The organism is Metallosphaera tengchongensis, from assembly GCF_013343295.1.
Lineage (GTDB): Archaea > Thermoproteota > Thermoprotei_A > Sulfolobales > Sulfolobaceae > Metallosphaera > Metallosphaera tengchongensis.
In genome coordinates, this window is record NZ_CP049074.1 from 109,310 (window position 1) to 134,080 (window position 24,771).

The 24,771-nt window shown below is 48.4% G+C and carries 19 protein-coding genes; 9 read left to right on the forward strand and 10 right to left on the reverse strand.

Annotation, left to right across the window (positions count from 1 at the left end; genetic code table 11):
- Positions 1 to 124 precede the first annotated feature (124 nt).
- From fdhF to fdhD, 3 genes are read left to right on the forward strand one after another with little or no spacing between them, the layout of a single operon-like run.
- Complete coding sequence (fdhF, locus tag GWK48_RS00515) at positions 125 to 3,061, forward strand: formate dehydrogenase subunit alpha (RefSeq protein WP_174628617.1); 2,937 nt, start codon at positions 125 to 127, stop codon at positions 3,059 to 3,061.
- Positions 3,025 to 3,381: a helical membrane plugin domain-containing protein gene (locus GWK48_RS00520; RefSeq protein ID WP_174628618.1), complete on the forward strand. Its 357-nt coding sequence runs from the start codon at positions 3,025 to 3,027 to the stop codon at positions 3,379 to 3,381. Before fdhF ends, GWK48_RS00520 begins: the two co-directional genes overlap by 37 nt.
- On the forward strand, positions 3,362 to 4,126 hold the full coding sequence (gene fdhD / locus GWK48_RS00525) for a formate dehydrogenase accessory sulfurtransferase FdhD (protein ID WP_174628620.1): 765 nt from the start codon (positions 3,362 to 3,364) through the stop codon (positions 4,124 to 4,126). The genes GWK48_RS00520 and fdhD overlap by 20 nt, the downstream gene beginning before the upstream one ends.
- Before the next feature lie 304 nt (positions 4,127 to 4,430).
- Here fdhD and GWK48_RS00530 read toward each other — a convergent pair whose 3' ends face one another.
- The 5 genes from GWK48_RS00530 to GWK48_RS00550 form a co-directional block, all read right to left on the reverse strand.
- Positions 4,431 to 5,954, reverse strand: a complete 1,524-nt coding sequence (locus GWK48_RS00530) for a 4-hydroxyphenylacetate 3-hydroxylase family protein (RefSeq protein ID WP_174628623.1) — start codon at positions 5,952 to 5,954, stop codon at positions 4,431 to 4,433.
- A 630-nt stretch (positions 5,955 to 6,584) separates the two neighbouring features.
- Positions 6,585 to 7,031 carry a hypothetical protein gene (locus GWK48_RS00535; protein WP_174628625.1) on the reverse strand — a complete coding sequence of 149 codons (447 nt, stop codon included), beginning with the start codon at positions 7,029 to 7,031 and terminating at the stop codon, positions 6,585 to 6,587.
- A gap of 12 nt (positions 7,032 to 7,043) precedes the next feature.
- Complete coding sequence (locus GWK48_RS00540) at positions 7,044 to 8,528, reverse strand: archaellin/type IV pilin N-terminal domain-containing protein (protein WP_174628627.1); 1,485 nt, start codon at positions 8,526 to 8,528, stop codon at positions 7,044 to 7,046.
- Positions 8,525 to 10,129, reverse strand: a complete 1,605-nt coding sequence (locus GWK48_RS00545) for a hypothetical protein (RefSeq protein WP_174628629.1) — start codon at positions 10,127 to 10,129, stop codon at positions 8,525 to 8,527. The genes GWK48_RS00540 and GWK48_RS00545 overlap by 4 nt, the downstream gene beginning before the upstream one ends.
- 1 nt (position 10,130) lies before the next feature.
- On the reverse strand, positions 10,131 to 10,688 hold the full coding sequence (locus GWK48_RS00550) for a hypothetical protein (RefSeq protein ID WP_174628631.1): 558 nt from the start codon (positions 10,686 to 10,688) through the stop codon (positions 10,131 to 10,133).
- 595 nt (positions 10,689 to 11,283) lie between these two features.
- Between GWK48_RS00550 and GWK48_RS00555 the strand changes: the two genes are divergently transcribed.
- Positions 11,284 to 12,648 carry a hypothetical protein gene (locus GWK48_RS00555; protein ID WP_174628632.1) on the forward strand — a complete coding sequence of 455 codons (1,365 nt, stop codon included), beginning with the start codon at positions 11,284 to 11,286 and terminating at the stop codon, positions 12,646 to 12,648.
- Between the two features lie 608 nt (positions 12,649 to 13,256).
- Here the strand turns inward: GWK48_RS00555 and treH1 are convergent.
- The 3 genes from treH1 to GWK48_RS00570 form a co-directional block, all read right to left on the reverse strand.
- Positions 13,257 to 14,969, reverse strand: coding sequence for an alpha,alpha-trehalase TreH1 (gene treH1, locus GWK48_RS00560; RefSeq protein WP_174628634.1), 1,713 nt, complete (start codon positions 14,967 to 14,969; stop codon positions 13,257 to 13,259).
- Between the two features lie 191 nt (positions 14,970 to 15,160).
- Positions 15,161 to 15,709, reverse strand: a complete 549-nt coding sequence (locus GWK48_RS00565; protein WP_174628636.1) for a hypothetical protein — start codon at positions 15,707 to 15,709, stop codon at positions 15,161 to 15,163.
- Complete coding sequence (locus GWK48_RS00570) at positions 15,706 to 16,017, reverse strand: muconolactone Delta-isomerase (protein ID WP_174628638.1); 312 nt, start codon at positions 16,015 to 16,017, stop codon at positions 15,706 to 15,708. The genes GWK48_RS00565 and GWK48_RS00570 overlap by 4 nt, the downstream gene beginning before the upstream one ends.
- A gap of 251 nt (positions 16,018 to 16,268) precedes the next feature.
- Here GWK48_RS00570 and tenA point away from each other — a divergent pair, with 251 nt between their 5' ends.
- Complete coding sequence (gene tenA, locus GWK48_RS00575; protein WP_174628646.1) at positions 16,269 to 16,928, forward strand: thiaminase II; 660 nt, start codon at positions 16,269 to 16,271, stop codon at positions 16,926 to 16,928.
- Positions 16,929 to 16,936: 8 nt separating this feature from the next.
- Here the strand turns inward: tenA and GWK48_RS00580 are convergent, their stop codons facing one another.
- On the reverse strand, positions 16,937 to 17,497 hold the full coding sequence (locus GWK48_RS00580) for an acetate uptake transporter (protein WP_174628648.1): 561 nt from the start codon (positions 17,495 to 17,497) through the stop codon (positions 16,937 to 16,939).
- Between the two features lie 99 nt (positions 17,498 to 17,596).
- Here GWK48_RS00580 and acs point away from each other — a divergent pair, with 99 nt between their 5' ends.
- Positions 17,597 to 19,600, forward strand: coding sequence for an acetate--CoA ligase (gene acs / locus GWK48_RS00585; protein ID WP_174628650.1), 2,004 nt, complete (start codon positions 17,597 to 17,599; stop codon positions 19,598 to 19,600).
- On the opposite strand, the gene GWK48_RS00590 is transcribed toward acs, so the two are convergent.
- A complete protein-coding gene (locus tag GWK48_RS00590; protein WP_246263848.1) occupies positions 19,581 to 21,554 on the reverse strand; it encodes a DEAD/DEAH box helicase in 1,974 nt (657 codons plus the stop codon). The two genes, acs and GWK48_RS00590, sit on opposite strands and share 20 nt — an antisense overlap.
- Before the next feature lie 151 nt (positions 21,555 to 21,705).
- On the opposite strand from GWK48_RS00590, the gene GWK48_RS00595 reads away from it, so the two are divergent.
- The 3 genes from GWK48_RS00595 (at position 21,706) to GWK48_RS00605 (ending at position 24,750) form a co-directional block, all read left to right on the forward strand.
- Positions 21,706 to 22,113, forward strand: a complete 408-nt coding sequence (locus GWK48_RS00595) for a hypothetical protein (protein ID WP_174628654.1) — start codon at positions 21,706 to 21,708, stop codon at positions 22,111 to 22,113.
- A gap of 86 nt (positions 22,114 to 22,199) precedes the next feature.
- A complete protein-coding gene (locus GWK48_RS00600; protein WP_174628656.1) occupies positions 22,200 to 23,327 on the forward strand; it encodes an MFS transporter in 1,128 nt (375 codons plus the stop codon).
- 160 nt (positions 23,328 to 23,487) lie between these two features.
- The gene (locus GWK48_RS00605; protein WP_174628658.1) at positions 23,488 to 24,750 is read left to right on the forward strand and encodes a phytoene desaturase family protein; all 1,263 of its coding nucleotides are present in this window, start codon (positions 23,488 to 23,490) and stop codon (positions 24,748 to 24,750) included.
- The last annotated feature ends 21 nt before the right edge of the window (positions 24,751 to 24,771 follow it).

Consider the following 24,771-nt stretch of genomic DNA (forward strand, 5'->3'; position numbering starts at 1 on the left):
AGATCTTGAACCAGAGTTGGGGAAAGGGCCTAGTCTACTAGTCCGTCCACGAGTTAAGGTTTATCTCCAAAAAATAAAAAATAAGGAGAATATCTTTTTCCTAATGTTCCTAACTAACTCTTTTATGTTAAAATATCAATCCACAAATGTGTCGATTCCTGTAAAGTTAAATGGAAGAGAGGGAGTTGCGAACCCAGGCGAGACCGTCCTTGACTTTTTGAGGAGGTCTGGGACTTACGTGCCCCACGTGTGTTACAGTGAGGGACTGGTACCACTGAACAGTTGCGACACCTGTCTTGTCGAAGTCAACGGAAAGTTAAGGAGGGCCTGTTCGACGGAGGTAAGCGAAGGCATGGTGATAGTGACCGAAAGCGAAAGGGCAAAGAAGGCTAGGAGGGAGGCGATCTCCAGGATCCTGGGGCTCCACAAGCTTTACTGCACCCTCTGCGACAACAACCTAGGCTGTCAACTACATGAGGCTGTCATAAGGGAGAAGGTTTACCACCAGAGCTATAGGGAGAAGCCCTACTCGGTAGACGCTGGTCCCTTCTACGTGTACGACCCTGCCCAGTGCATCCTCTGCGGAAGGTGCGTGGAGGCCTGTCAGGACTTCGCAGTGAACGAGGTTATCTGGATAGACTGGGACTTGGACCCCCCTAGGGTGGTGTGGGACAACGGTAACCCCATTGGGAACTCCTCCTGTGTGAACTGCGGTACCTGCGTTACAGTTTGCCCAGTCAACGCCCTCATGGAGAAGGGGATGCTGGGAGAGGCTGGTTTCTTCACGTGGATGAGGGATGACGTGAAGAGGAAGTTAATCGAGGACGTGGGCAAGACTGAGGACAACTTCAGCCTGCTCATGTTGGTGAGCGAGCTGGAGTCTAAGGCTAGGGAGACCAGGATAAAGAGGACTAAGACCGTTTGCACTTACTGCGGGGTAGGGTGCTCCTTCGAGGTCTGGACTAAGGGGAGGAAAATCCTGAAGATAGAACCTAGGCCGGAGTCCCCAGCCAACGGAGTCCTCACCTGCGTCAAGGGGAAGTTCGGCTGGGACTTCGTGAACAGCGAGGACAGGCTGAGGGTCCCCCTGATTAGGGATGGGGACAAGTTCAGAGAGGCAACTTGGGAGGAGGCGATCTCTTTAGTAGCTAGGAAGATGAAGGAGATCAAGGAGAAGTACGGTCCTGACTCCTTGGGGTTCGTCGCCTCAGACAAGATGAGCAACGAGGAGGCTTACCTCCTCCAGAAGCTGGCTAGGGCAGTTGTGGGCACAAACAACGTCGACAACTCGTCTAGGTACTGTCAGTCCCCAGCCACTGTGGGCCTGTGGAGGACCGTAGGTATTGGGGCTGACTCTGGGACAATTAAGGACATAGAGAGCTCTGACCTGATAGTCATAGTAGGACACAACACGACAGAGAGCCACCCAGTGGTTGGTAGCAAGGTAAAGAGGGCGAAGAAGATCAGGGGGGCTAAGATAGCAGTTGTAGACGTAAGGAAGCACGAGATGGCTGAGAGGGCTGACCTCTTCATAAGACCTAAGCCCGGTACTGACGCTGCAGTGCTCGCTGGAGTGGCCAAGTACTTGATAGACATGGACTGGGTCGACCACAAGTTCCTGGAAAGGGTCAAGGGTTTCAATGAGTTTAAGAAGTCAGTGGAAGGTTTCACCCTAGACTACGTGGAGTCGGTCACAGGGGTCCCGAGGGAGCAGTTGGTGAGGCTAGCTGAGATGATACACGAGGCTAAGTCGGTCTCCTTCCTTTGGGGGATGGGGGTCACCCAGCACCTTGGTGGAGCGGACACTTCTACAATAATCTCTGACATACTCCTCCTCACGGGGAACTACGGGAGGCCAGGGACTGGGGCTTTTCCCATGAGGGGCCACAACAACGTCCAGGGCGTAAGCGACTTTGGGTGCCTGCCAAACTACCTCCCCGGTTACCAGAAGCTCGAGGAGAACGTGATCTCCAAGTTCGAGGACGCCTGGAGGGCGAAGCTCAGCAGAAGGCCTGGTCTCCAAATACCGGAGATGATAGAGGGCGTCCTGGAGGGAAAGATCCACGCCCTCTTCATAGTAGGGGAAGACACAGTAATGGTGGACTGCGGAACGCCCCTTACCAAGAAGGCGTTAGAGAGCGTTAACTTCCTAGTGGTCCAAGACGTGTTCATGACTGAGACTGCTAAGCTCGCAGACGTCATTCTACCGGCTGTTCCCAGCCTGGAGAAGGAGGGTACCTTTGTGAACACCGAGAGGAGGATACAGAGGTTCTATAAGGCTATGGAACCCTTGGGAGACGCAAAACCTGATTGGGAGATCATACAGATGATAGCGAACGCTCTAGGAGCAGACTGGAGTTACTCCCACCCGTCCCAGATAATGGACGAGGTGGCTAGGCTGACCCCAGTTTTCTCAGGAGTTAGCTACTCCAAGTTAGAGGGTTTCAACAGCTTAGTCTGGCCTGTGACTGAGGAGGGGGACACCCCATTGCTCTATGTGAACTCCTTCGCTACTCCCGACGGGAAGGCCACGCTCTATCCGCTAAGTTGGAGGCCAAGCTCCCTGAGGGACCAGACCCACGCAATCACCCTGAACACTGGGAGAGTCCTGGAACACTTTCACGGTGGGACCATGACTGGGAGGGTTGAGGGCTTGAGGAGAAAGTTCCCTGAACCGTTCGTAGAGGTATCAAAAGAGCTAAGCGAGAGGTACTCCATAAAGGACGGAGATCTAATCCTAGTTAAGTCCAAGTCCGGAGGGGAGATAAAAGCTAGGGCGTTGGTCAGCGATAGCGTGACAGGGGAGGAGGTTTTCATACCTCTCTTCGCCTCAGACCCTAGGAATGCCGTGAACAACCTAACTGGGACGGAGGTGGACAAGGCTTCCGGGACACCCGGATACAAGGACACGCCAGTGATGATCGAGAAGCTCAGCCAATCAGGGGACAGACCGTTGCCCAGGGACAACTGGAGATACCACGTAAAGGAGAGGAGGAGCCAGGTAGGCATAGAGGTCGAGAAGAAATGGAAGAGGACGGAGTTCAGACCCTTGATAGAGTGATCTCTCTGCTTGGGGAGGACTCTGAATCCCTAGAGCAGTTCCTGAGGTTCGTGAGGGCCCTCCACAAGTCCGGGGTTTTACAGTTGATGACTGGGCTACTGGAAAACTTTGAGGGGACGCTCTCCACCCTGTCAGAGGAGAATAGGGGACTAATCAAAACCCTGGGCGTTCTGTACTCAGTACTCAACGGGGATGAGGAGGTGGAGGACGCGTCCCTTACCCAGTTGATCAAGGAGCTGAACGATCCAGACGTGAGGAGAGGTCTAAGACTGGTACTAAAGGTGTTAAGGGCGATAGGGAGTGCAAGTAGACAAGGTTAAGATCCTTAAGGTCAGGGAAAACGGGGAGAGCCTCGAGGAGGACTACGTAGCTGTAGAGGAACCGCTTGAGATCAAGATATGTGAGGAGGAGTGCAGGACTTTCGCCGTCATCATGAGAACTCCAGGCCAAGACGAGGAGCTCTCCCTGGGCTTCCTCTTCTCGGAAGGGGTAATAGATAACTCGAAGGACGTACGCGAGATTACAGCAGGTGACGGTGAGGTGAGGGTATACTTGACCAGAAGGGCTGAAATTGAGCCCAGACACATAGTGGTGAACTCGAGTTGCGGAGTTTGCGGTAGGAGGCTCCTCTACACCCTGGAGATATTGAAGAGTGAAGTCAAGGTAGAGAAGAGGGCTATACTCTCCTTCCCACGTAAACTGAGGGAATACCAGAGCGCCTTCAACGTGACTGGTGGGCTCCACGCTGCGGCCCTCCTGGACACTTCCGGAGATTTGGTCGCGATTTCCGAGGATGTAGGGAGGCACAACGCTGTCGACAAGGTAGTGGGTAGCCTCCTCAGGGAGGACAGGTTACCTGCGAGCCAATACGTCCTCCAGGTCAGCGGTCGGGTAGGTTATGAGATAGTCAGCAAGGCAGTGATGGCGGGGATCCCGATCGTAAGCGGGATCTCAGCACCCACAAGTTACGCAGTGGAGATTGCAAAGAAATCAGGTGTAACTTTGATAGGGTTCCTGAGGGATGGCTACTTTAACGTTTATGCGCACGGTGAGAGGTTGATCTAGTGGTTACCGGTGAGCAGGTGAAGCTTCACGGTACGGTGAAGAGCGTAGTCTCCGAACTTTGTACCTAGAAGTTTCAATGACGTCGCACCCCCATGGCCTTGCACTTCAGGACTCTCTCTAGTTCGCTAACTCGGGAACCGATGAACTCCCTGGTCTGAGAGACCGACCCTTTGAGGGGGGTACAGGTACCCAGTCGTTTAAGTCCATGACCTACTAGGACTTTAGGGGTTAAACGTCGAGCTAGGGTGAAGCCCCTAATGGCGTTGATCATTCATTAAGCCAAACAACAAAAAAGGTCTCTCAGCTAACTCTTGGTCTTTAGCTCCTTAGCCTCTGCCTCAGACTGGCTGTCCCTCCAGGGCTCAGCCTTGGGCGTGAACTTGACCTCGCTCTTCCTCCCTGCAAGCTTCTTAGCCACCTCCTGAGCGAAGTTGATGTCGTAGAGCCTCGAGAACATTATCCTCTGCGCAGCTGGGCTACCAGCCCCGTGGACGGACTCTATCTGGAACGCTACTCCCATAGCCACGTTCTCAACTAGCCTTATCATCCTCAACCTGTCCTCAGCAGTGAAGTCCTCAGCCCCCTGCAGGTACCTGGAGATGTACTCCTTCAGCTTGGGGTTCTTTAAGTCCCACTCGCTCGGGGCAGTCCCTACAGCTCCCCCTGCCAGATCAATGGAGAGCTGAGCTATCTGTGCTGGGAACCTCGCTACGAGGTGCTTGGTGACGTTGGCGTGCATTGGGTTTACCCACCAGCAGGTGTCGCACATCTTCACCGCGTTCAGGCTAGCCGCTATCCCAGCTGAGTACATGGTCTCAGTCAGGAATATCATCTCCGTAAGCTTGTCCTGGACGTGGGAGGCCCTGTCCACACCTATCTGTTTCGCCAGGTCCGCGCTCGCCCCTATTATAACGTCCCCAAGCCCTGCCTTGCAACCACCGTAGCCCTGCCTGTGGTAAGCTGAAAATATCTCCACGAGAGTACCAGTGTACTCCCACTCCCCAGCTAGGAAGACCCTGTTCATGGGCACGAACACGTTGTCGAAGATTACCAGACCCTCGTGGTTGTAGAAGTAGGGTAGGCCGTCTATCTCCCCCTCCTCCATCCTCCTAGCGTCGTTCAGTTGCCTCCCCACGACTATCTTCACCCCCTCGCTGTCCGTGGGCAGGGCAAACGCCACTGCGTAGTCCTTGTCTTCTGGTCCCATCGCCCTAGTGGGAAGGACCACCATCTCCTCAGTGGCAGCTACTCCTGTTATGTTCGCCTTTGCACCGGAGACGTATATACCGTCCTTTGTGACCTCCGTTATCCTCAGGTAGGCGTTCTTGTTGGGCTGTTGACTGGGCTTCAGGTTCCTGACCCCCTTGGCGTCTGTCATAGCACCGGCTAGGGCTAGGTCGTTCTTCTGTACGTATTTGAGGTACTCCACGAACCTGTCCCTTATCTCCTTCTTCCCCTTACTGGCCATCATTGTCGTGACTATGTTCAGGGTGTTAAGTGAGTCCCAACCTACGCACCTCTGGAAGCAGGCCCCGGTCTTGTGGCTCAGCTTCCTCAGTAACTTCACCTTCGCAGCTAGGTCCTCCGGGGACCTGTGGATGTGGTTGAACCTGTTAACCTCCTCCTCCAAGAAGGGGCTCCACGCCCTCCCCAGCTCCTTAGTGTCCTCCTCCCACGCCGCGTCAAAGGTTGCCTTAAAAGACATAACGGAGGGCTTCAGGAAGGGGTGCTTGGTCACGTCTTTCACCTCCTTCCCCATGACATAGATCTCTACCTTTGAACGGTTACTTATGGACTGAAGGTAATTATCTCCCGTTCTAACGACCATGAGATAGAGTAGGGTTTAAAGTTTTTAAAGTTTAGTATAATGTTCTTGTTCATGATACTCAATTTAAAGATGTAGATTGGTATTTATAGAACAGATTCTAAGTCTGGGGTGAGTAGGAGGGGAAGAGGGTTAACAAGGCGTTATGGAAACGATGTGTCTTGAAGGTCTAAGAGTACACGTTGGGGAGAGGGTGTGGGACCGTTGTCAGCAGTTTCGTTTATTCCTAGAATCTATATAATTTAGTAACAAGATCAAATACGTATCTAGAGTAAAGGGGTATGACAAAGCGTGAGAATACCATTCATTGCGAGGTCTAACCACAGAAATGTGACTATACCTCGAAGTGTTGGCAAGACCTATGGACAGTTCAGTCCTAAGTGTGAGGGTCACCTCAACTTCGTAGATAGGGGTCACCCATAGTGAGTTGGGAAAGGATTAGGGTGGAAGGCCAGCTTGACTCCCATGGAGGCCGAGAGTCGAGAACCGGTGTTTAGGGCCATGAAATGCTGTGAAACCTAAACCTATAATAATAACTCATTGGAGAGTAAATATGTAATCTTACCGTAAAACACAGAGCCTTATTGGCGATGCATGCTCTGAGTTAGTCAAGGTGAGGGAAAAGCTCACCGCTCATGAAAATGCAGTCTCGTTTGGGAGCAGCGTAGCGAAGACGCTGACGTTATATCCAGATATTTGAACCAGGATTGTCTCGTTCCAGACGTATTCAGGAAGGGAGAAATTGTATGTCAACGGCAAGGGGATGTGTTGTTGGGCTGATTGTATTGGTCTAACTGACGATGATATATTTACCCAAGGGCCTTTTCCTAGGAAGTAAACTGCGTCCAAGGTGTAGTTTCCCCCTCCTCTTAAAACTAGGAGTTCCGGCTTTGAAGGAGACGCGTTGTAGAAAAGGAGGATCGACCCTCCGTTTATCTGCCTTTGAAGAACAGAAGTTGTGTCAAGCGATTTTACGGAGGGTTCAGAAACGTTAATCATGAACAGAAATAGAGGTATTATCACTACTATTATCAGTATGACTGCAATCAGGAATGTTATAAATTCTGACTGGCCCTTCAACTTTAGTCACCCCTAAAACTGATCATAACCATATTCATAGACATATTCTACTGTAATATTAGTAAAATCATTTATCGTTACTACTAAGTTATTAGACTTGGTGCCGTTGACCAAGAATATATAAGGATTCCAACTTATATTATTGAATAATTGTAAGTTTGAGTTATTATATATTACAAGGAAGGGGCCTCTTAATACATTTCCCGTACCTCCTATTGAATAAGTACCGTTGACTACCCAATAGTATTCGTTGTAATTATATAGCGACGAATTCAAAAATAATACATCAGAAGAAGGGGAAAGAGGATATACTTGACGACCAGGGATTATATAATCACCAATGAATCCTTTAACATAATAGATTGCTGTAACATTTGGCATATATCCATTATTATATACTGAATAACCGATGTAAATTTTCACATAATTAAAATTATTAATATAATTAATATTTAATGAGGAATTTGATAACGAGAATAATATGAAGCTGGTAACATCGTACTTGTTACTACCAAAACTCGAATAGTCGTACGAGTAATGATATATTATATTTTGGTTGCTTCCGGAGTAGTTGAACTGGAGGGTCTTTAGGGAAACGTTGATGTATCCTGCAGGGACTGTGACGTTTATCGTGTTATCGAAATTGTAAGGCCTTCCATCAACGAGCACACAGATGTTATTAGTAGATGGGTGGACCTTTAGAGAAATCGTGATTATCTTGGTGACTGGAGTGTAGTTAGCCTCTAGCACAGTGGACGTCCCCTCCAACGTAACTCTAACGTCAGTTGAATTGGTCGAATTCAGGCTGGCTGTTCCGAGCACTATCCAGTTCCTGAATACCCCTGTCACAACGGAACCGTTAGGTCTTTCGTAGAACACGTATTGAGGGGCTTTCACCACGAAAGTCCCCGTGTAGTTGGGGAACGAAACTGGGGTTGTGAAATTTTCAAATTTACCATAAATATTGGTGGAGATGTTCGTTGACACTGACAGAGGAGGACTACCATATATCTGTGTCACAACTGTAAACCCACCCTTTGAGGAGAGGGAGTACGGACCGATGGACGACTTAGGCGTCAAGAAGAAGACGTTCCCTAGAGAAGTCACTATTATGATTGGGTGTCCCTGGACGTAGCCAGGGAGAGAGAGGTTGAAGAACCTTGATACTTCAAGGGGGTAATGGATCTGAGTCACGTTCTGCCAAATTGACCCATTGAGGAAAAGTATATGGGTAATTGTTAGGTTGGTTGGGGGCACGAAGGTACCGTTGGTATAGTAGAAGAGGATGGAAGAATTCGCGTAGAAAATAGCAGGGTGTCCCTCCTGAACTTGCTTGACTTGGAGGGACTTAAGGTAAATGTAATTGTTCACCAGGGCGCTTTGGGTGGTAGCAGCCTGCTGGGAGTTTGAGACGTAAAGGAGGGCAGGAACGGCTATTACTAGGACAACGACAATCAGGATAAGCAGAGCGATAGCGTTGGATATACCTTTCCTCATAAGACCACACCTTCGTATTCCCACTCTTCGTAAACTGTCAAGTACATAGGAGACTGAACTATGAAGTAGTAACCATTTCCATTTATAGTCGATGAAGGCTCTGCATAAGAACTAGTTACGTTATATATAGTGACATTAATGGGAGAGGATAGAATTGAAGAATAAGATTGTGTATTTTGATTTATTGAAACTAAGGATTTATACGAAATTATAAAATTTCCATATTCAGTAACAAGATATTCATAGGTCAGGTCTAGTCCTGTGCCACTCTTAAAGTATAACCTCTCAAACCTGTTGTCCTGTGTAGGACCTACGACAAATGATTTGTTTACTTGTAGGAACTGACCCGCGAAATCGCCTAAAACACTCTGATTATTTATATTATAGCCAGCGGGCAAAAAGAAAGAATTGTTCACTAGCATACCGTAGTAAGTGGTTATGTTCTTGTACACACCGTACACGGTACCAGAGCCGTTTACGAACACTTCGTCTAGACCAATAGGTGTTATATTTGTAGTGGAAGCCCTGAGATTACTCAAGTTATAACAATTTATCTGGCCCGCTTCCATGAAGAAACTATTCGGAGTGTTTCCTTTACCACCTCCATGACTGTAACTGTAATTAAAACTGATATTATAGAGGTGAGGAAACTGGACTATGTGATAACCGTAACTTAGATTCAGTGTAATGCCAGAAGAGTTCAGATAATATATTCTATTATCTATTTTTACAGGTATAGTCGCGTTCAGGGACGAAAGGGTAAGGGTATTGGATCTAACTTTAACAGAGGTAGTATTAGGCTCCAACGGGATATCCCACGGCTTGATGGTCACAGAATACTTAGCCACATCTCCCTTATAAATTGCGGTAAGGACTACAGGCCCGCTCACGGTAACCACTGTTGAAAGTGCGTTTGTGGCTGAAAGAGTCCCATAACCCACAACCGACCAGTTCTGGAACACACCGGTAATACCGTACTGTGACAAAAACACGTACTGGTTAACCTCGTCCACGGGGTAGTTCCCGGGCAATACGTCTATTAAGAAGGGAGTTGACTCAACATTTCCTGCGAAGTTAACGGTAGTAGTTACTGGGTATATCTTGCTCCCGTTCTCTACGAAAGAGGCTACGTACACCGGAAACTTCCCAGACGGCCCTTGTATATTTACTGTGTCAACTGAAGTGTTAGGGTTTAGGAAGTATATGTTACCTTGCCCAGAGACCAACAGGACAGGCATATTGAAGCTCTTTGAGGGTAGAGGGAGGCTGGAGTCACCTGCAACCACGAGAGACCGGAGTGTAGGTACCCACTCCGAGCCATTAAAGTAGTAAATCCTTGTAATATTGAAAGGATACGGGGTAGAAGTAAACAGGAACTCCAGGTGAGGCTCGTACTCTGTGGAGTTGTAATAGATGTTGGGGTTTCCCCTGAAAACTTGGTTTATCTCATTACCTTGACCTTGAGAGTAAGCCGAGGCCTGCTGGGAGCCTTGGGAAGAGTAGACGCTCACTGACTGAAAGAGCAGGAAGGCTGGGACTATCACAGCTACCAAGAGTATAAACATCAAGACCATGAATACCGGTACGGAAATTGCCCTCATTTCAACCACCTGAAGAGGGGACCCCAGTAAAAGTGAACCCGATCCTGAACAATTCACCTTGACCGTACATTACCCAAATTATAACAATATCGTTGCTGTTGAAGTTATTCACAGATATTGTAAAGGGTTGATTGAACGGTACTGTGTAAACGTGCTCCGACCTCACCAATAGTCTCCCGTTGAGGTCGTATATGTTCCCAGACGTGAAGCTATAGGCAGGTTTCCCGTTGGGCAGGTAGACCTTAAAGTTAGGTGAGGTAGGAGGTGTGACTAGTCCAACTGACGTCTCGAAGCTCTGCGGTTCCACGAAAGCAAGGACCGACACGTTCCCAGAGACTCCTGGGTCGTAAACCTCCATCACCAGGCTACCTGTAGAGGAACTTCCTGATAGGACAGGACCCACGCTTAAGGTAGTCTGGGAAGCTATGTTATTTGCTGTCTGCTCCTCGGAGGATAAGACTATCTGGGGGTATAGGTAGGAAACCGTAAAGCCTATAATGACCAGACCTAGGACTAACACCACGCTCACAAGGATTATCTCCTGTACAACGTTCTCCATTTCCTATTTCAAGAAATACTAATCCTAGCTTCTATATTAAACCTTCGCTAAAAATCACTAAAAATCGGCACGAGTGTTAAGGGATTTTAGGTAAAACACCAATATGGGGAAAAAAGTAAGATAACCAAAAACCTTACTTTATTAAGCTCATTTTAAATATATTATGGTGAATTCACAGCCAGTATGGACTTAGTAATGGACCATTTAAGGATAATTTTCGCTGAATTACTCGTGCGTCAGTATAGATTTTGCGTCTGACTGCACTTTTTCATTTTAAAGCCATATGGGTCTTTCCTACCCCTACTAATGGGATTTAGTATGAATCGGTTAACAGCAGGCCTTTAGACCGTCTCCTTAAACACCTCTAAAGTCCGCTACCGTGGAAAGCTCAGTAGCTATGGATTGAGGACTGACCTTATCCCAGACACAGACGACGAGGTATGCTCTCATCTTATCACGAATCTCAACTACTCTACTTGCATGCTTAAACTACTAGACATTCCCAGTAACGTCGAAACAAAAGAGTGACAGATGTGGACATCATATCTTAATTCTGAATGAATATTTATATATCACTGTGTTTAAATAATTTTCAATGCCTTCAGTAGTTACTACGTTCCTAGTGGTCATTGTAGCCCTCATGTTGAGTATAGGAGCTTTCGGTCTTTACGCAACCTATTTCTCAGGCCAAGCGTCATCCCTTCAACAGCAGAGCTTAATTACTGCTCAAGCTAAGGAGGTCCAGACTTTCGTATCACCAATATCCTTTTCGGGCTTAGCCCCTTCATACACGAGGTTCAATGTCTCCTTCCTCTTCTGGTACTCAGCCCCTGTGAAGAACGTGTACATTGTGCCGTTCGTGATCAGACCTCTTCCAGGACTAGGGACTTTTCTTTACGCTCCTCAAGGGGCACAGAACGCAACAGTTTTCGTGAATAGCTCGGGGAAGATACAGGTACCGCCCTCCGTTACCCTGAATACTGTCTACACGGTCCAGGGGAACCAACTGTCTAGCCCAAGTGGGTTTAAAGCATACCAAGTTGCACCCACAGGAACTTACCAGGTCAATTCCACGATCTACCCGGGAGAGATCATAGTAGTTTGGATACTGACCTATGAGAACGGTCATTGGTACAGGCTAGGCTATACCTATGTGAACCCAGCTGACGCAGGTTTGGGACTTTATGTAGTAAGTCAGACTGGAAATTTTAACGGAAATAGCAAAAAAATAACTAATCCTCCTCATACTTTTACCAGTCAAGGTGGTATCCAAGAGGGGTTCTGGTTTGAACCTATTGCCAATACTTCTATAAATTCTATTATATTTCAGGAAAATTTGACCAGAGTCGGTAATGGTAATAATTATACAATAACTATTTACCAGAATGGATTAAAATTATACTTTAATGTTTCAACGTCCAGTGGTTCGGCCTCCACAACGAACTCAAGCTTCATAGCGGACTTGAATGTTGGGGAGGAGTACTTCCTTAATTTCTCTTACGGTTCGCTATTACAATCAGCTGGAAATATTAATGTTACTTTATATAATCAAACTGACAAAATTAATACTAAACTAATAGGGTTTGGTGGTACACATAATGGATATAACGTTACAGTGAAGTTCGGAAGTAGCTCTACAACCGATCTTATCTCCCAAGCCTTCCTTACTAGTGAACAGAATAATAACCCCAATACGGTCGCGCAGTTTTACAATGTATCGACGCAGGTCTGGAAAAACGGTTATTTCTATAACAATACAAACAATCTATACAATATTATAAGTTCACCTTCAAACTCATTATATGATATTGTTTACTGGTATTTTGTATATCCCTCCTCTGCCCCTCCAACCACGATTAATGCGATCGTGTGGTACTACCCATCTGGGGGATCGTCCTCAAATTCGAACCTAACTACAACATACGTACCTGAGTCGGGTCAGAACACATGGATTATATGATAACTGAATAAACTATGTTCAGTGGTGGCTTATCTCCGGTTTCTTTTTATCAACGCAAGTTTAGCTTTAACTTACTTCAACATCTGACTTCGTCAGGGCGCTAGAGGGGGAGCTTCTCTCATTATGTAATCTGTCCCTTAAATGGAGAGTTGTTTACTTATGCAATTCACTGACTTCGTCCCTGCCATAAACAATAGTCATACACACACCCTACTTCCCCTAGGTGACCACTACGCCCAGGAGTCTTAAGAACGCTCTTATACGTCGCCATCACGTCCCTTCAGCTATTCCGTGCTAGCCTTACGTTTAGTTCAAACATCTCCTTTAACTTCTTGAGAGTTGCCCTATACACTTCCTTGACCATGTCCCTTCCGAGTTGACCTCCCCTGATTCAGTCACCCGTGGCCCTTAGCCCTCCCTTACACCTTTGATTTAGGCTGAGCAGTGGTGGGGATCAGAAAGCTCAGGTAGCCTTAGTTCCAAGCCCACCCTCCTGTTGGCTTCCAGCCACGAGTCGGGGGAGGAGAAGACCATATTACCCATCACGTACCTGTTGGACTCTTCTCGTCTTGAAATACCTCGATCCTCTCGTCATCTGAAACTATTCTTCAAGCATATCCCTCCCTAGCTCCTCCCAAGTCCTTTAGAGCACTGACAACTTGGGCGTGTACGAACACTTGAGGGAAGTTCCCCGTGAACTCCCCTGCAGACACGTCAAAGTGCTCCCCCAAGAGTCGCAGCCCCCCAGAGATCTGGTCGAGCCTCCTCAATATTTTCCTACCCTTCTCTACCTGGCCCATCTTGATGTATACCCTAGCGAGCCAAGCGGTAGTCAGGAGGAAGGGATGTTTTGCCTCACCCATGAAGTCGGCCCTGTACCTCTTAACGAACCCGTCGACCACTAGGTCTTCCTCCACCTTCCTCAGGGTCTCCAGGAAGGTCTTGTCATCCACGGAGACGAACCCGTACAAAGGGGCAGTCAGGATTGAGGCGTCGACCTCCCGGCTCTCCGGGTACCTAACGAAGTAGCCCTTAACCCCGTTCTCCATTACCCACTTCCTTATCTCCTCCCTCCTTTCCCTCCACTCGTCATCGAACCCCATGAACTCGGAGATCTTACCGGCCCTGTCCAAAGCCACCCACATCATTACCTTCGAGTGGACGTAGTGCCTCGGTTCACCCCTGTCCTCCCAGATCCCGGAGTCCTTCATGTCCCAGTTCTCAGCGACCCAGTCAGCTATGTATCTGACCCTGTCCCAGTTCTCCTCTAGGAAGACCCTGTCCCCAGTTATCTGGAGGTACTTGTGAAGGGAGGCCATGAAGAATCCCTCAACGTCTAGTTGGACTTGAGTTGACGCACCGTTCCCGACCCTCACTGGTCTGGACCCCTTGTAACCTGAAAGCCAGGGTATCTTCCTCTCGGGGGGAGGGATGGTACCTTCAATGGAGTACAGGGGATAGAAGAAGGGCTTGGAGGTGAAGTTGACCAGGGATAGGAGAAACCTTATGATCGACCTCGCCTCAACTACGTACCCTGCATCGAGGAGGGACTCAGCTATGATTGAGGAGTCCCTCACCCACGCGAACCTGTAGTCCCAGTTCCTCGAGCTACCAACGACCTCGGGTAGTGAGGTCGTCGGGGACGCAATTGACGCCCCTGAGGGAACGTAGATTGAGCCCAAGAGGACCGAGAGGGAGGTCCTGTACAGCTCCCTGAACTCTCCCCCACGCTCCTTCACTACCCTCCTCCAGTAGTCTAAGGTCTTCGCGAAGGGTCTCTCGAACTCCAGGGAGAGGGTCTTAGCCCTTTCGCTCAGGGCTCCATGTCTGGTGTCGGAGGAGTAGTTGGCGACCAGGTAGCCCTCGCCCTCAGAGAAGGCCCACGTGACCTCGTCCTCTTGCTTGACCTCCCCTGTGTACTGGTAGAGGAAAGCCACGCAGTCCCTACCCTTGGGGTTGATCCTCCTCTCCCTGTCCTGGACGGACCTATACAAGCCGTAATGGAAGACTGGGTTGAACACGACACGGAACGGGATCTCGCTTTTGACCCTCCTTATTATCACCGTCTCCCCCACGGGTAGGAGGTCAGTGACCTCCATCTTTCCCCTCTCGCTTTGAACCGTGGTGGTCAGGACCATAGGGGTCTCATAACGCTGGTCTAGGTCGTAGGGTGGTTCAGGGAGGATGCTGAACTCTCCACCATGCTCGTCTAACAACTTGGAGAAGACTGACGGTGAGTCAAACTTTGGTACTGGGAACCATACAACTGAAGTTTCCTGTAATATGGCTGAGGTAAGTTGGTTAGAGATAAAGGCCAACATAAGATATAGTTGTTGGGTTGGATATAACCATTTGGAAGATAATGAGCATGCGCTGTGCTCTCTTGCTGACCTCCTCCCTGCCCTGAAGGGTGAGGCTTTCGTTAACTGTGACCTGTAAAAGGAGTCGTACTCTTATTAACTCCCCCTTAAGGGATGGCATCTCTCTAAAGTTACTTGTTATTTCTAAAACTCTAGTCTAATGGTTTGGAAGTATAAATCATCTCTCTGCTCACGTAAACCGCGTTCTCCCTATAAACTCTATCTTTGCCTATAAGACAGAACTCAGGCGATGGTCCCATGGCCAACAGCCTCCTCCATAGGGATTGGTCTTTAATACCCAGCCTAGAGTAAAAGTCCTCGTACCTGACTCCCCTAGGTTTAGAGAACCACGTGACCTCGTCCCTCGACGTGACCTTTACATCCCCTCCCTTGAGCTGAAGGAGAGTCCCCTTTCCCTCCATAGACATGGACGCTATTTCGTCATGCTCCACCCTTATTCTCTGCTCAACTTCCTCAATTAACCTGTCCAAAACACTCGAATCGGATATGTAGTACCAGTCCTCATAAATGTCGCCTTCAGGCATCCAAGGGATACCGTAAACCCTATAGGAAGAGGAGAAGTGTAAACCATTTACCCCAGTTCTTCTCAAGACTTCATGGAACTTCTTCAGACCCTCCTCATACCTCTCTCTACTTGTCTCCGGGCTCCTCCTGTGCCAAAAGACGTACGCTTCCGTCATGTGGCTATTTTCTTAACCAACTCATAAAAGCTTTCATAGGGATGGATCGCGTGGACCTCAATTTCCACAGCGTATCCCATCTCCTTCACTATGGGTAAGTTCTCCAAAATCTGGTCTATCTCCTCGTGGGACTCAGCGTCCAGGATGGCCACAACCTCCCTCTTCCCTGAGACCTTCCAGAGGCCCTTAATCTTCCCTTGTTTTACTGCAGGGAGAGCCGCCTCAGCCTCCCTCTGCCAGATCTGCATGAGGTGCCTCTGGGTCAAGGACTCCGGTTGCTTAACCTTGAACCATAGTAGGAATAACATAAGATAATACCGAAATTAAAGTTAATAAGTACTCCTTTCAATACACGTCCTCTCAAGCTTGCACTATCCTTGGCCCAGCATCTCCACCCTTGAGGATACGTCACTGAATTCCTCCCGGTCCTAAAGGGTGAGGCTCTCCTCGTCTAACTTAAGCACTAGAACCACACTAAGACTTCTCGGGTCCCAACAGCTCTCTTTTTCCTATAACCTGATCCGAAACTCGTTTATATTCCACGGACTGACTCATCTACATGACAAGACAAGAGAGGTTCTGGTCTTCAATACAGGACATATTAAGGGGCATCGAGAGTCATCCATTTATTATTGGTCTCACTGATGGCTCCCTCCCCATGGACAGCTTCAAGCATTACATTATACAAGATGCCCTCTACCTTAACGAGTTCTCAAAGGTCCTCCTCATGGCCTCCATCAAGGCTGAAACTCAAGAGCAGAGGATGAACTTCATGACCCATGTTCTTGACGCATCCAAGGTGGAGGAGGGCCTTCACTCCTCCTTTCTAAAAAAGTGGGGGGTTGATCTGAAACTACAGGAAATGTCTCCCGCAAACAAGGCTTACACTTCCTTCCTACTTAGCGTCGGCTACTCCTCAACTTTCCCAGAGATCCTCTCCGCGGTCCTCCCTTGTTATTGGATTTACATGCACGTAGGTAAACTACTCTTAAAGAAGGGCTCTCCAGTTGAGGAGTACTCCAGATGGATAAACACCTACGGGGGAGAGGAGTATGAAAGGGGTGTCAGGTGGGCTGTCTCACAACTGGACGAGGTGGAGGTAACCGAAGAGGTTGAAAAAAGGATGCTGTACAACTTTAGGCTGGCGTCCATCTACGAATACATGTTTTGGGACTCAGCGTATAGGAAAGAAACCTTCCCTTTCTCACTTAGGGTTTAGGGTATAGGTCAAGACATGGGCGCTTTACCTAGGGGTGCCTTGGCTCCAAGGGCCTCCGCGACCACTGAGGCTAGTCCAGTGTACCACGCAGCTATTGCAGTGAGGATACCGACGTAGCCCCCTGCGTGGAACAGGGGAGTGTTTCCCGTCATCGCTCCTATGCCCAAGAGGAAGAAGGTTATCCAAAGTAAGAGGAAGGTCGTAAATAAACCCATGTTGGCCTTAAAGGTACCGAACCACATTACCAACGTGAAGATCCCGAAGCCGACTAGGACGTATCCTATACCCACAGCCGTGACGTCACCGAATATGCCGAGGGAGGTTAAGAAGAACCACTCCCAGAAAGCACCGTAGGTAAAGAACGCAACGTAACCGAAGGTGTTCCCCGCTCTCCACTCCAAGATACCTGCCAAGAGCTGAGCTAGACCTCCGTAAAAAGCTGCAAGACCTAGAACCGCGTTCTCTCCACTTGATAGGAGGCCTGCGTTATACGTGCTTAAAACAAGGGTGGTTAGGGCGAAGCCCGATAAACCTAGGGGGGCTGGATTTGCCCTTTTTTGTTCTGTCATGATATTTCCACTATATCTAGAATTTCAAATATATAAAAGCTTGTTCTTATGGTGTCTTATGGTTAAAGATTTATAATTATTTTTCTTGTATGTATAGTCATGAGTAAGTCTACAGATGAGATAAGCTTACCCTTTCAGGAGAAGGTACTCCCTGAAGTGCTGAGGCATAGGGTCGTCTCCGTGGGAGAGTACATGGAACTTCACAAGAAAACTACAGAAAATTACCGAGAGTTCTGGGAGTCCGTAGCTAAAGATCTGGAGTGGTATAGGCCTTGGGATAAGACGTTAGATGACAGCAACCCACCTTTCTACAAATGGTTTGTTGGAGGGCAGCTTAACGCCTCCCATCTAGCTGTGGACAGACACGCAAACTCTTGGAGAAGGAACAAGGTAGCGATTATATGGGAAGGTGAGCCTTGGGAAAACGGACCCAAGGAGGTTAGGAAACTCACCTATCTCGACCTTTTCAGAGAGGTCAACAGGGTTGCGTACGTTTTAAAGGAAGTTTACGGGCTAAAAAAAGGGGATGCCATAGGGATATACCTCCCTATGATCCCAGAACTGCCCATCTTTATGTTGGCAGCAGCTAGACTCGGGGTGACTTTTACAGTAGTTTTCTCAGGTTTCAGCTCCCAAGCCATTACGGACAGGATGAACGACGCTGAGGCAAAGCTAGTGGTCACCGCTGATGGGGGTTGGAGGAGAGGAAAGATTGTACCCCTAAAGGAGGTGGTGGACAAGGCCCTGGAGAACTCACCAACAGTTAAGCACGTTTTGGTTGTTAGGAGGGCAGGTATCAAGGTCAATATGGTGGAAGGTAGGGACAAGTACCTCGATGAAGTGCTCTCAAGTGTACCCCTGAACGTTTACGTCGAGCCTGAAAGAGTGAAAAGTGAAGACCCATTATACATTCTTTACACCTCAGGAACAACGGGGAAACCAAAGGGAATAGTCCACGATACCGGAGGGTATCTTACCTTACTGCATTACACCATGAACCAAGTTTTCGACATAAGGGACACTGACGTGTACTGGTGCGCTGCGGACATAGGTTGGGTCACCGGTCACTCCTACATCGTCTTCGGTCCCCTAATGGAAGGGGCTACCGAGGTCATGTACGAGGGGGCCTTGGACTACCCGGAACCGGATAGGTGGACCTCAATAATTGAGAGGTATCAGGTCTCAGTCCTTTACATTTCTCCCACAGCTATAAGGTCCTTTATGAAACAAGGAGAGAAATGGATTACAAAGCATGACGTGGGCAGCGTGAGACTTATGCATTCTGTGGGCGAACCTATAAACCCCGAGGCGTGGAGGTGGTTCCATAAACATGTTGGTAGGAGCAAAATTCCCTTTGGGAGCACTTGGTGGATGACCGAGACAGGTGGAATATTGATATCCATAACTCCTGGAGGGCTACTGGTACCCATGAAACCAGGGACTAACGGTCCGCCCATCCCTGGAGTATCGGCCGAGGTAGTAGGAGAGGACGGAAAGCCTCTCCCGGAGGAACAGAAAGGATACCTGGTTATAACCAAACCCTGGCCTGGAATGCCACTCACCATCCATAAGGACCCGGAAAGGTACGTCAAGGTCTACTGGAGTAAGTTTCCTGGAATGTTCCTAGCTGGCGATTACGCCATAAAGGACAGGGATGACTACTTCTGGATATTGGGGAGAGCCGATGAGGTCCTTAAGATAGCTGGGCACAGGATAGGGACTTACGAGCTTGAGTCCGCCCTCATCCAACACCCTGCAGTTGCTGAGGCTGCTGTAGTTGGAGTCCCAGACCAACTGAGGGGAGAGCTAGCTGAAGCCTTCGTCATACTTAAGGTAGGGTACAACCCAGATCAAAAACTAAAGGAAGAGCTGATGAAGACTGTAAGGGAGAACTACGGGCCCATCGCAGTTTTCAAGGACATACATTTCGTGAGTAAACTTCCCAAGACCAGGAGCGGTAAGATAATGAGGAGGGTCGTAAAGGCAGTTGCAACTGGCTCACCCATCGGGGACGTGACCACGTTAGAGGACGAGGCCGCCGTCGAGGAGGTAAAGAAGGCTTACCACGAACTGAGCGAAGAGGTCAATAGGGGGAAAGGTTAGACGCGAACTTTTTCTTAGCCTGATTCAAAATTGCTAAGACATTTCTTTTCAAGAACTTCTCCTCGTCAGGGGAAACGCCGTAGTAGGATATTTTCACCAGTGGGTATACAGTTATCCCGTTGGCTGACGCTCTCACTCTGGCTGTAAACGTTATTGACCTGTTCCTCTGGTTCGCGCTTGAACTTACCGCAATATCTGGGTCGGGTTCGTAACTGAAAGATCTCTCCACCTCGCTCTGCCTGTCCTTAGTGAACAGTACCGTTAAGTACCTCAATAGATCCTTCCTTGATATGTTGTAGCTCTTCATTTCCCCCAATCTTCTCAGCTCGTCGCTACATATGTCCATGCACTGCTCGCCTACGCAAAGTTGGCAGTACTTGGATAGGAGTATTAAGTAGACTAGATGAGAAGTCTTCTCTGGGTCATAGTAGTACGACAACTCCCCGTCTGAGATCGCCATGTCCACAACGTCTGTGAACACGTTCTTGCTATCGTTACCCTTCTCTTTAAAGTAGTTGAAGAGACTGGACTTTCCCCTCCTAAGGAGGAACTGGTCTAGATCCACCTCCTCCTCCAATAGACTTCCGAGGGTTGTGATTCCTCCCTTACTCCTGACCTGTTCAACCACTCTAGCTAAGGTGCCCTTCCCTTCCCTCCTTTCGAGGATGTAACTCACGTCAACTCCCTCGTTACTCAGTGACCTCAACGCTTCATCTAAGTCGTCGTATTCAAAGGTCTTCGGGGTGAGGGTAACCACCAGGTACTTTATTTCGTTACCCTTGGTTTTCCTTATTAACCTACCCAGTCTCTGGTAGAACCTCAGGGGACTTTTCGGTACGTCAGTCATCACAAGGAGCTTAGCTTCTGGTATATCTATGCCCTCCTCACCCACCACAGTCGAGATTATGACGTCAACTTCCCCCCTTTTAGCCCTGTTGACTATGTCGAGCCTTTCCTCTTTCTTTAACTCCCCGGTTAAAATGGCCACGTTGTTGACTCCCATAGAGTTTAACACTACCTCAAACTCATGCGCTGTCATACGCCTTGACGTGAAAATGAGGACAGGTTTGTGCTCCTCTATGTCGTAAGAGCTCACTATCTCCTTTAAGGTTCTGGCCTTATGGCTAAACCCCGGGGAGGAGCAGAGGACTGAGAGGGAAGCGTGGTCATGGACCTTTTGACCAGTTGCAAGTTTATCTAGGCTTTCGCAAAACGCTCTCTTCCCGTAAGAGCTCAGGGTGGACCTTAAGAAACCTAGCACGTTCTTGTTCCCTTCTACCTTTCCCTTAAGGAGAGCGTCGTAGGCCACGTTCTCTATCCCGTCCATTTCCGCGTCAAATACGTCAGCTATGGCCTTGGGTAGGTTGAAGGAGGAGTCTATCTGTGACAGTTTCTTGAAGTCGTATGCAAGTACGTGAGGGGAACCGATCCTCTCTAGGACGGTAGTGTCAATGTTGTACCTCTTCTTGCTGGGTAGAAGGGCGGTGAAACCTACCATGGCCTTAGGCTCCAGGGAGAGTATAGCCTCAGCGTACCTCGGATCCCCGAAGGCGTGGTGGACCTCGTCCAGGATCAATACGTCGACTTCAGGCTTACACTTGGAGGCGGTAAACGGAGTCGAGATCACAGGGTTTCTCCCGGTCCTAAAGCTGTCGCATTGCCCCTCATACTCCTCTCCCGCATCTGGGAATAGTTTACTCCAAAAATTGTGAAACATCTGGTCACAGAGTATTCTAGTGGGTTCCAGGACCAGAACACGCCTCCTACTCCTCATGAGAAGGGAGACCACAGCGAGCTCAACTATGGTCTTCCCTGACCCCGTGGGCATCGAAACTACCACAAACTTCTTGTCCTTGAGTGACTCCATCACGTCGTTAACCACTATCTTTTGGTACGGGTAGAGGGAAATACCTAGAGCCGCCTCCAGTTCGTCGCTGAAGTTTTCTGAAATCACAGTACAGAAGGGATTAAAGACCATTAATTTCTTTCGGTCTTAGATAGAAATTGAGCCCGTCAAGAGATCCAAGGTCATGTCATTACGTGAATAAAGCCCTGTGAAGGAAGTTTTTATATAAAAATAAAAGCCCAAAATGAGACGTTATTCTATGCCAACTTTAGATACTCCACACTCTATACTAAACGAGGTTATAAGGGACGTCCTAAAAAGATGGGGGAAATCAACGAGGGCTGAAGTGCAACTTATGCCTTTCAACCCCTCGATCCTTGGATTCGTTAGGGCTGGACAGGAAACGATATACGTAAACACTGTACCCCTATCAGGAGTAAACCATGATAACCTCGGGCAATACCTTTACGTCGTAATCCTCCACGAATACTTACACCTGCTAGGTGTAGCTGACGAGAGGGAGGTAAGGAGGATGACCCTAGAGATTGTTGACGAGAAGTTTGGGGAATCGAGCTTCGCCCACAACCTTTCCCTAAACCTGGCGGATCCCAGGGACGTCATGCTAATGAACTCTTGGAAGAACGGCAGACCGCACACCTACATGTGAATATGACGCGCAAGCCACCCTTTCTCCCTATTTCTATTGAATAGAAAAAGAAAATTAATACTACACCGTAATAACTAGATTCTACCTTGAAGCCTCTAAGAACCTATGCTGTATTGAGAAGCATTGCCGCTGACCTTACCCAACCCTTTATCACCTTCACTGCTGCTTCCTCTGGGGTAATTAACGAATACTTAGGTATAATTAGCTCAGCCTCAACAGTCCTGACCGCGATCTCTGAGTTCGCCACGGCTCTGTTCCAGGTTAGAGCGTTGACCCTGCTAATTCTTGGGAGCTTGATCACTGGGCTTTCGTGGATAGTATTGTCTTTCCTACCGTTCACGGGGATAGACCTCACGTTAGGGTACTGCTTCGCAGAGTTGGGTCTGGGGATGTCGATAATGGGTTGGAACTTGATCATGGAGAAGCTGAGCTCCTCATCGAGAGGAGAGGTACTTACTCAGTACACAGCCTACGCCAATGTAGGTGGCCTCATAGCCACTTTGGGTGCAGGGGTATTCGTGGGGTCCTCTACTGAGCTCATTAAGATCCCGTTCATACTAAGCGGTATCATTAGTTTAACCTGTATCTTTATTTTATGGCGTTCAGACGTGGATTATGAAGATCCTTCCAGGAAGTTCCATTTACCTAAAGGGATTGGGAGGTTCCTAGCGTTGACTGGGACCTTTACCTTCATCTGGTCCTTTGCCTGGCCACTTTTCCCGGTGGCCCAAATATTCATCTTCCACATGAATTACACCAATATAGCTATCATGTCGTTCATAGCAGGGGTATCTTCCCTAGCTTTCAGGAGGACAGTGGCCCGTTTGATTACGACGAATAGAAAGTTAGCCATGTTTTTAGGAAGGGCCCTCCTTACCGTTTTTCCCCTCACTTACGCCATAGCTCCGTCCATCTACTTCATATACCTAGTTGAGATGGTAGCTGGTTTCACCAGTATGGTTGGCTCCACAGCTTACGTCAGCTACCTCTACGACTCCTCCAGTAAGGAAGACATGAAAGTAGCCTTAGGGTTTTACTCTGTCCTTCAGGGAATAGGAGCTCTAATGGGGTCAGTAGCGTCCAGCTTCATCATGAACTTGTTGATACCAGTCCTTGGTTTAGCCACTGATCTAAGGGTACTCCTTTTGGTCTCAGCCTTCTTGAGGTTGACTACTTCCTTCTGGTACCTTAAACTAAAGGAAATTAACAGATAGCGTAGCAGGCTAAGGCCTGAGCCTAAATGCTTACTGCTATCTAGTGAAAATAAATTTATGCCGTTAAAATCACTAAATAAACTATCCAGATAAATGCGGTTAATCAAGAAAATTGGTTCGCTTGAGAAAGTCATTTTACTCCATAGGATAATATCCTCAAATGCGTGTCATCGTCATAGGTTCAGGTCATAACGGACTCATAGCTTCATACTACCTCAGAAAGCTAGGTTTGGAAGTTCGCGTCGTCGAGGCGTCAGACAGGATCGGTGGAATGACAGAGAGCGTAAAGGTAGGGAATGCGGTCATAAGCAGGGCTTCCTATGTCCTAGGTGTTATGCCAGAGGAGCTCATCTCCGAGTTCTCCATACCTATTTTGACCAGCGATATTTTCCAGACCATAGAATATGATGGTAAGCTCGTTCCCTTCCATAGGGACGATGAGAAGAGAAGGAAGAACCTTAAAAGGGTATTCGATTCGTATGACGAGTTCGAAAGGAAGATAACTAAGATGAAGGATGTCATGAGGAAGTTTACCTTCCTCTCCAGACCGCCAACTGAGGACGAGGTAATTGAAGTTGCAGAGAAGGAGGGTATCCCAGAGATCCTGAGGGAGACCTCCAGGGAATTTCTGTCCGACTACCTTCCGGCGGAGGTTCACAGATACTTCGTTTATCCCTCCATGGAGGACTCCCCGGCATACATGGTTGCCTACTTCTTCAATAAGTGGAGCCTAGTCCCAGGGGGTATGGGCACGGTCTCCGAAGCGATAGCAGAAAAGGCTAGGGCAATAGGGGTAGATATTTTGACCAATATGAAAGTTGAGAGAGTAATTGAAAGAAATGGTAGGGTGGTGGGAGTAAAGGTAGGCGATAAGGAGATCAAGGCTGATATTGTGGTCTCGGCTGTAAGTCCGGTCTCCACACTGGCGATGGTAGATTCCCTCAGTCACTTGAGGCTTGATCCAGGTCATGGTGGTTGGGTCAAATATAACGTCGTCTTCAAGGAAACCCCCAAGATAGAGGAGAGACTGAGACCTTACCTTGAAGGTATAGTAGACCTGGAGATAGGGGAGATCGTGATGCCTTCGTATCTGGACTCTAGGAGGGGAGGTCACGTCCTGGAGTTCATGGGAGATAGGGAGGAGGTACTAAGTGCCTTCAGGGGTGAAATCCTCTATGAAGAGAGAATAGACCCCTCCTTTGCATCTGCCCACTATAACCTACCTGGCGGGAACCTGAACCACTTGCCCATGAGACCTCCCTTCCTCTTTGACGGGAGACCAGTCAAGGGATGGGGGTATAGAACCCCAGTGAGGGGACTATACCTTACTGGTGCAGGTACCTACCCTGGAGGCCAGGTAACTGGAATCCCTGGTCGTAACGTTGCGTTGGCTGTTCAGGAGGACATTGGGCAGGGTTTTTAATCCTTCAATACATGAGCTCAA

Coding starts and splice junctions, on each gene's coding strand:
- GWK48_RS00555 (WP_174628632.1), top strand. CDS start 11,284: ATGCCTTCAGTAGTTACTACGTTCCTAGTGGTCATTGTAGCCCTCATG.
- GWK48_RS00605 (WP_174628658.1), top strand. CDS start 23,488: ATGCGTGTCATCGTCATAGGTTCAGGTCATAACGGACTCATAGCTTCA.
- GWK48_RS00540 (WP_174628627.1), bottom strand. CDS start 8,528: ATGAGGAAAGGTATATCCAACGCTATCGCTCTGCTTATCCTGATTGTC.
- treH1 (WP_174628634.1), bottom strand. CDS start 14,969: ATGTTGGCCTTTATCTCTAACCAACTTACCTCAGCCATATTACAGGAA.
- tenA (WP_174628646.1), top strand. CDS start 16,269: ATGACAAGACAAGAGAGGTTCTGGTCTTCAATACAGGACATATTAAGG.
- GWK48_RS00570 (WP_174628638.1), bottom strand. CDS start 16,017: ATGTTATTCCTACTATGGTTCAAGGTTAAGCAACCGGAGTCCTTGACC.
- GWK48_RS00545 (WP_174628629.1), bottom strand. CDS start 10,129: ATGAGGGCAATTTCCGTACCGGTATTCATGGTCTTGATGTTTATACTC.
- fdhF (WP_174628617.1), top strand. CDS start 125: ATGTTAAAATATCAATCCACAAATGTGTCGATTCCTGTAAAGTTAAAT.
- GWK48_RS00580 (WP_174628648.1), bottom strand. CDS start 17,497: ATGACAGAACAAAAAAGGGCAAATCCAGCCCCCCTAGGTTTATCGGGC.
- GWK48_RS00530 (WP_174628623.1), bottom strand. CDS start 5,954: ATGGTCGTTAGAACGGGAGATAATTACCTTCAGTCCATAAGTAACCGT.
- GWK48_RS00550 (WP_174628631.1), bottom strand. CDS start 10,688: ATGGAGAACGTTGTACAGGAGATAATCCTTGTGAGCGTGGTGTTAGTC.
- GWK48_RS00565 (WP_174628636.1), bottom strand. CDS start 15,709: ATGACGGAAGCGTACGTCTTTTGGCACAGGAGGAGCCCGGAGACAAGT.
- acs (WP_174628650.1), top strand. CDS start 17,597: ATGAGTAAGTCTACAGATGAGATAAGCTTACCCTTTCAGGAGAAGGTA.
- GWK48_RS00520 (WP_174628618.1), top strand. CDS start 3,025: ATGGAAGAGGACGGAGTTCAGACCCTTGATAGAGTGATCTCTCTGCTT.
- GWK48_RS00595 (WP_174628654.1), top strand. CDS start 21,706: ATGCCAACTTTAGATACTCCACACTCTATACTAAACGAGGTTATAAGG.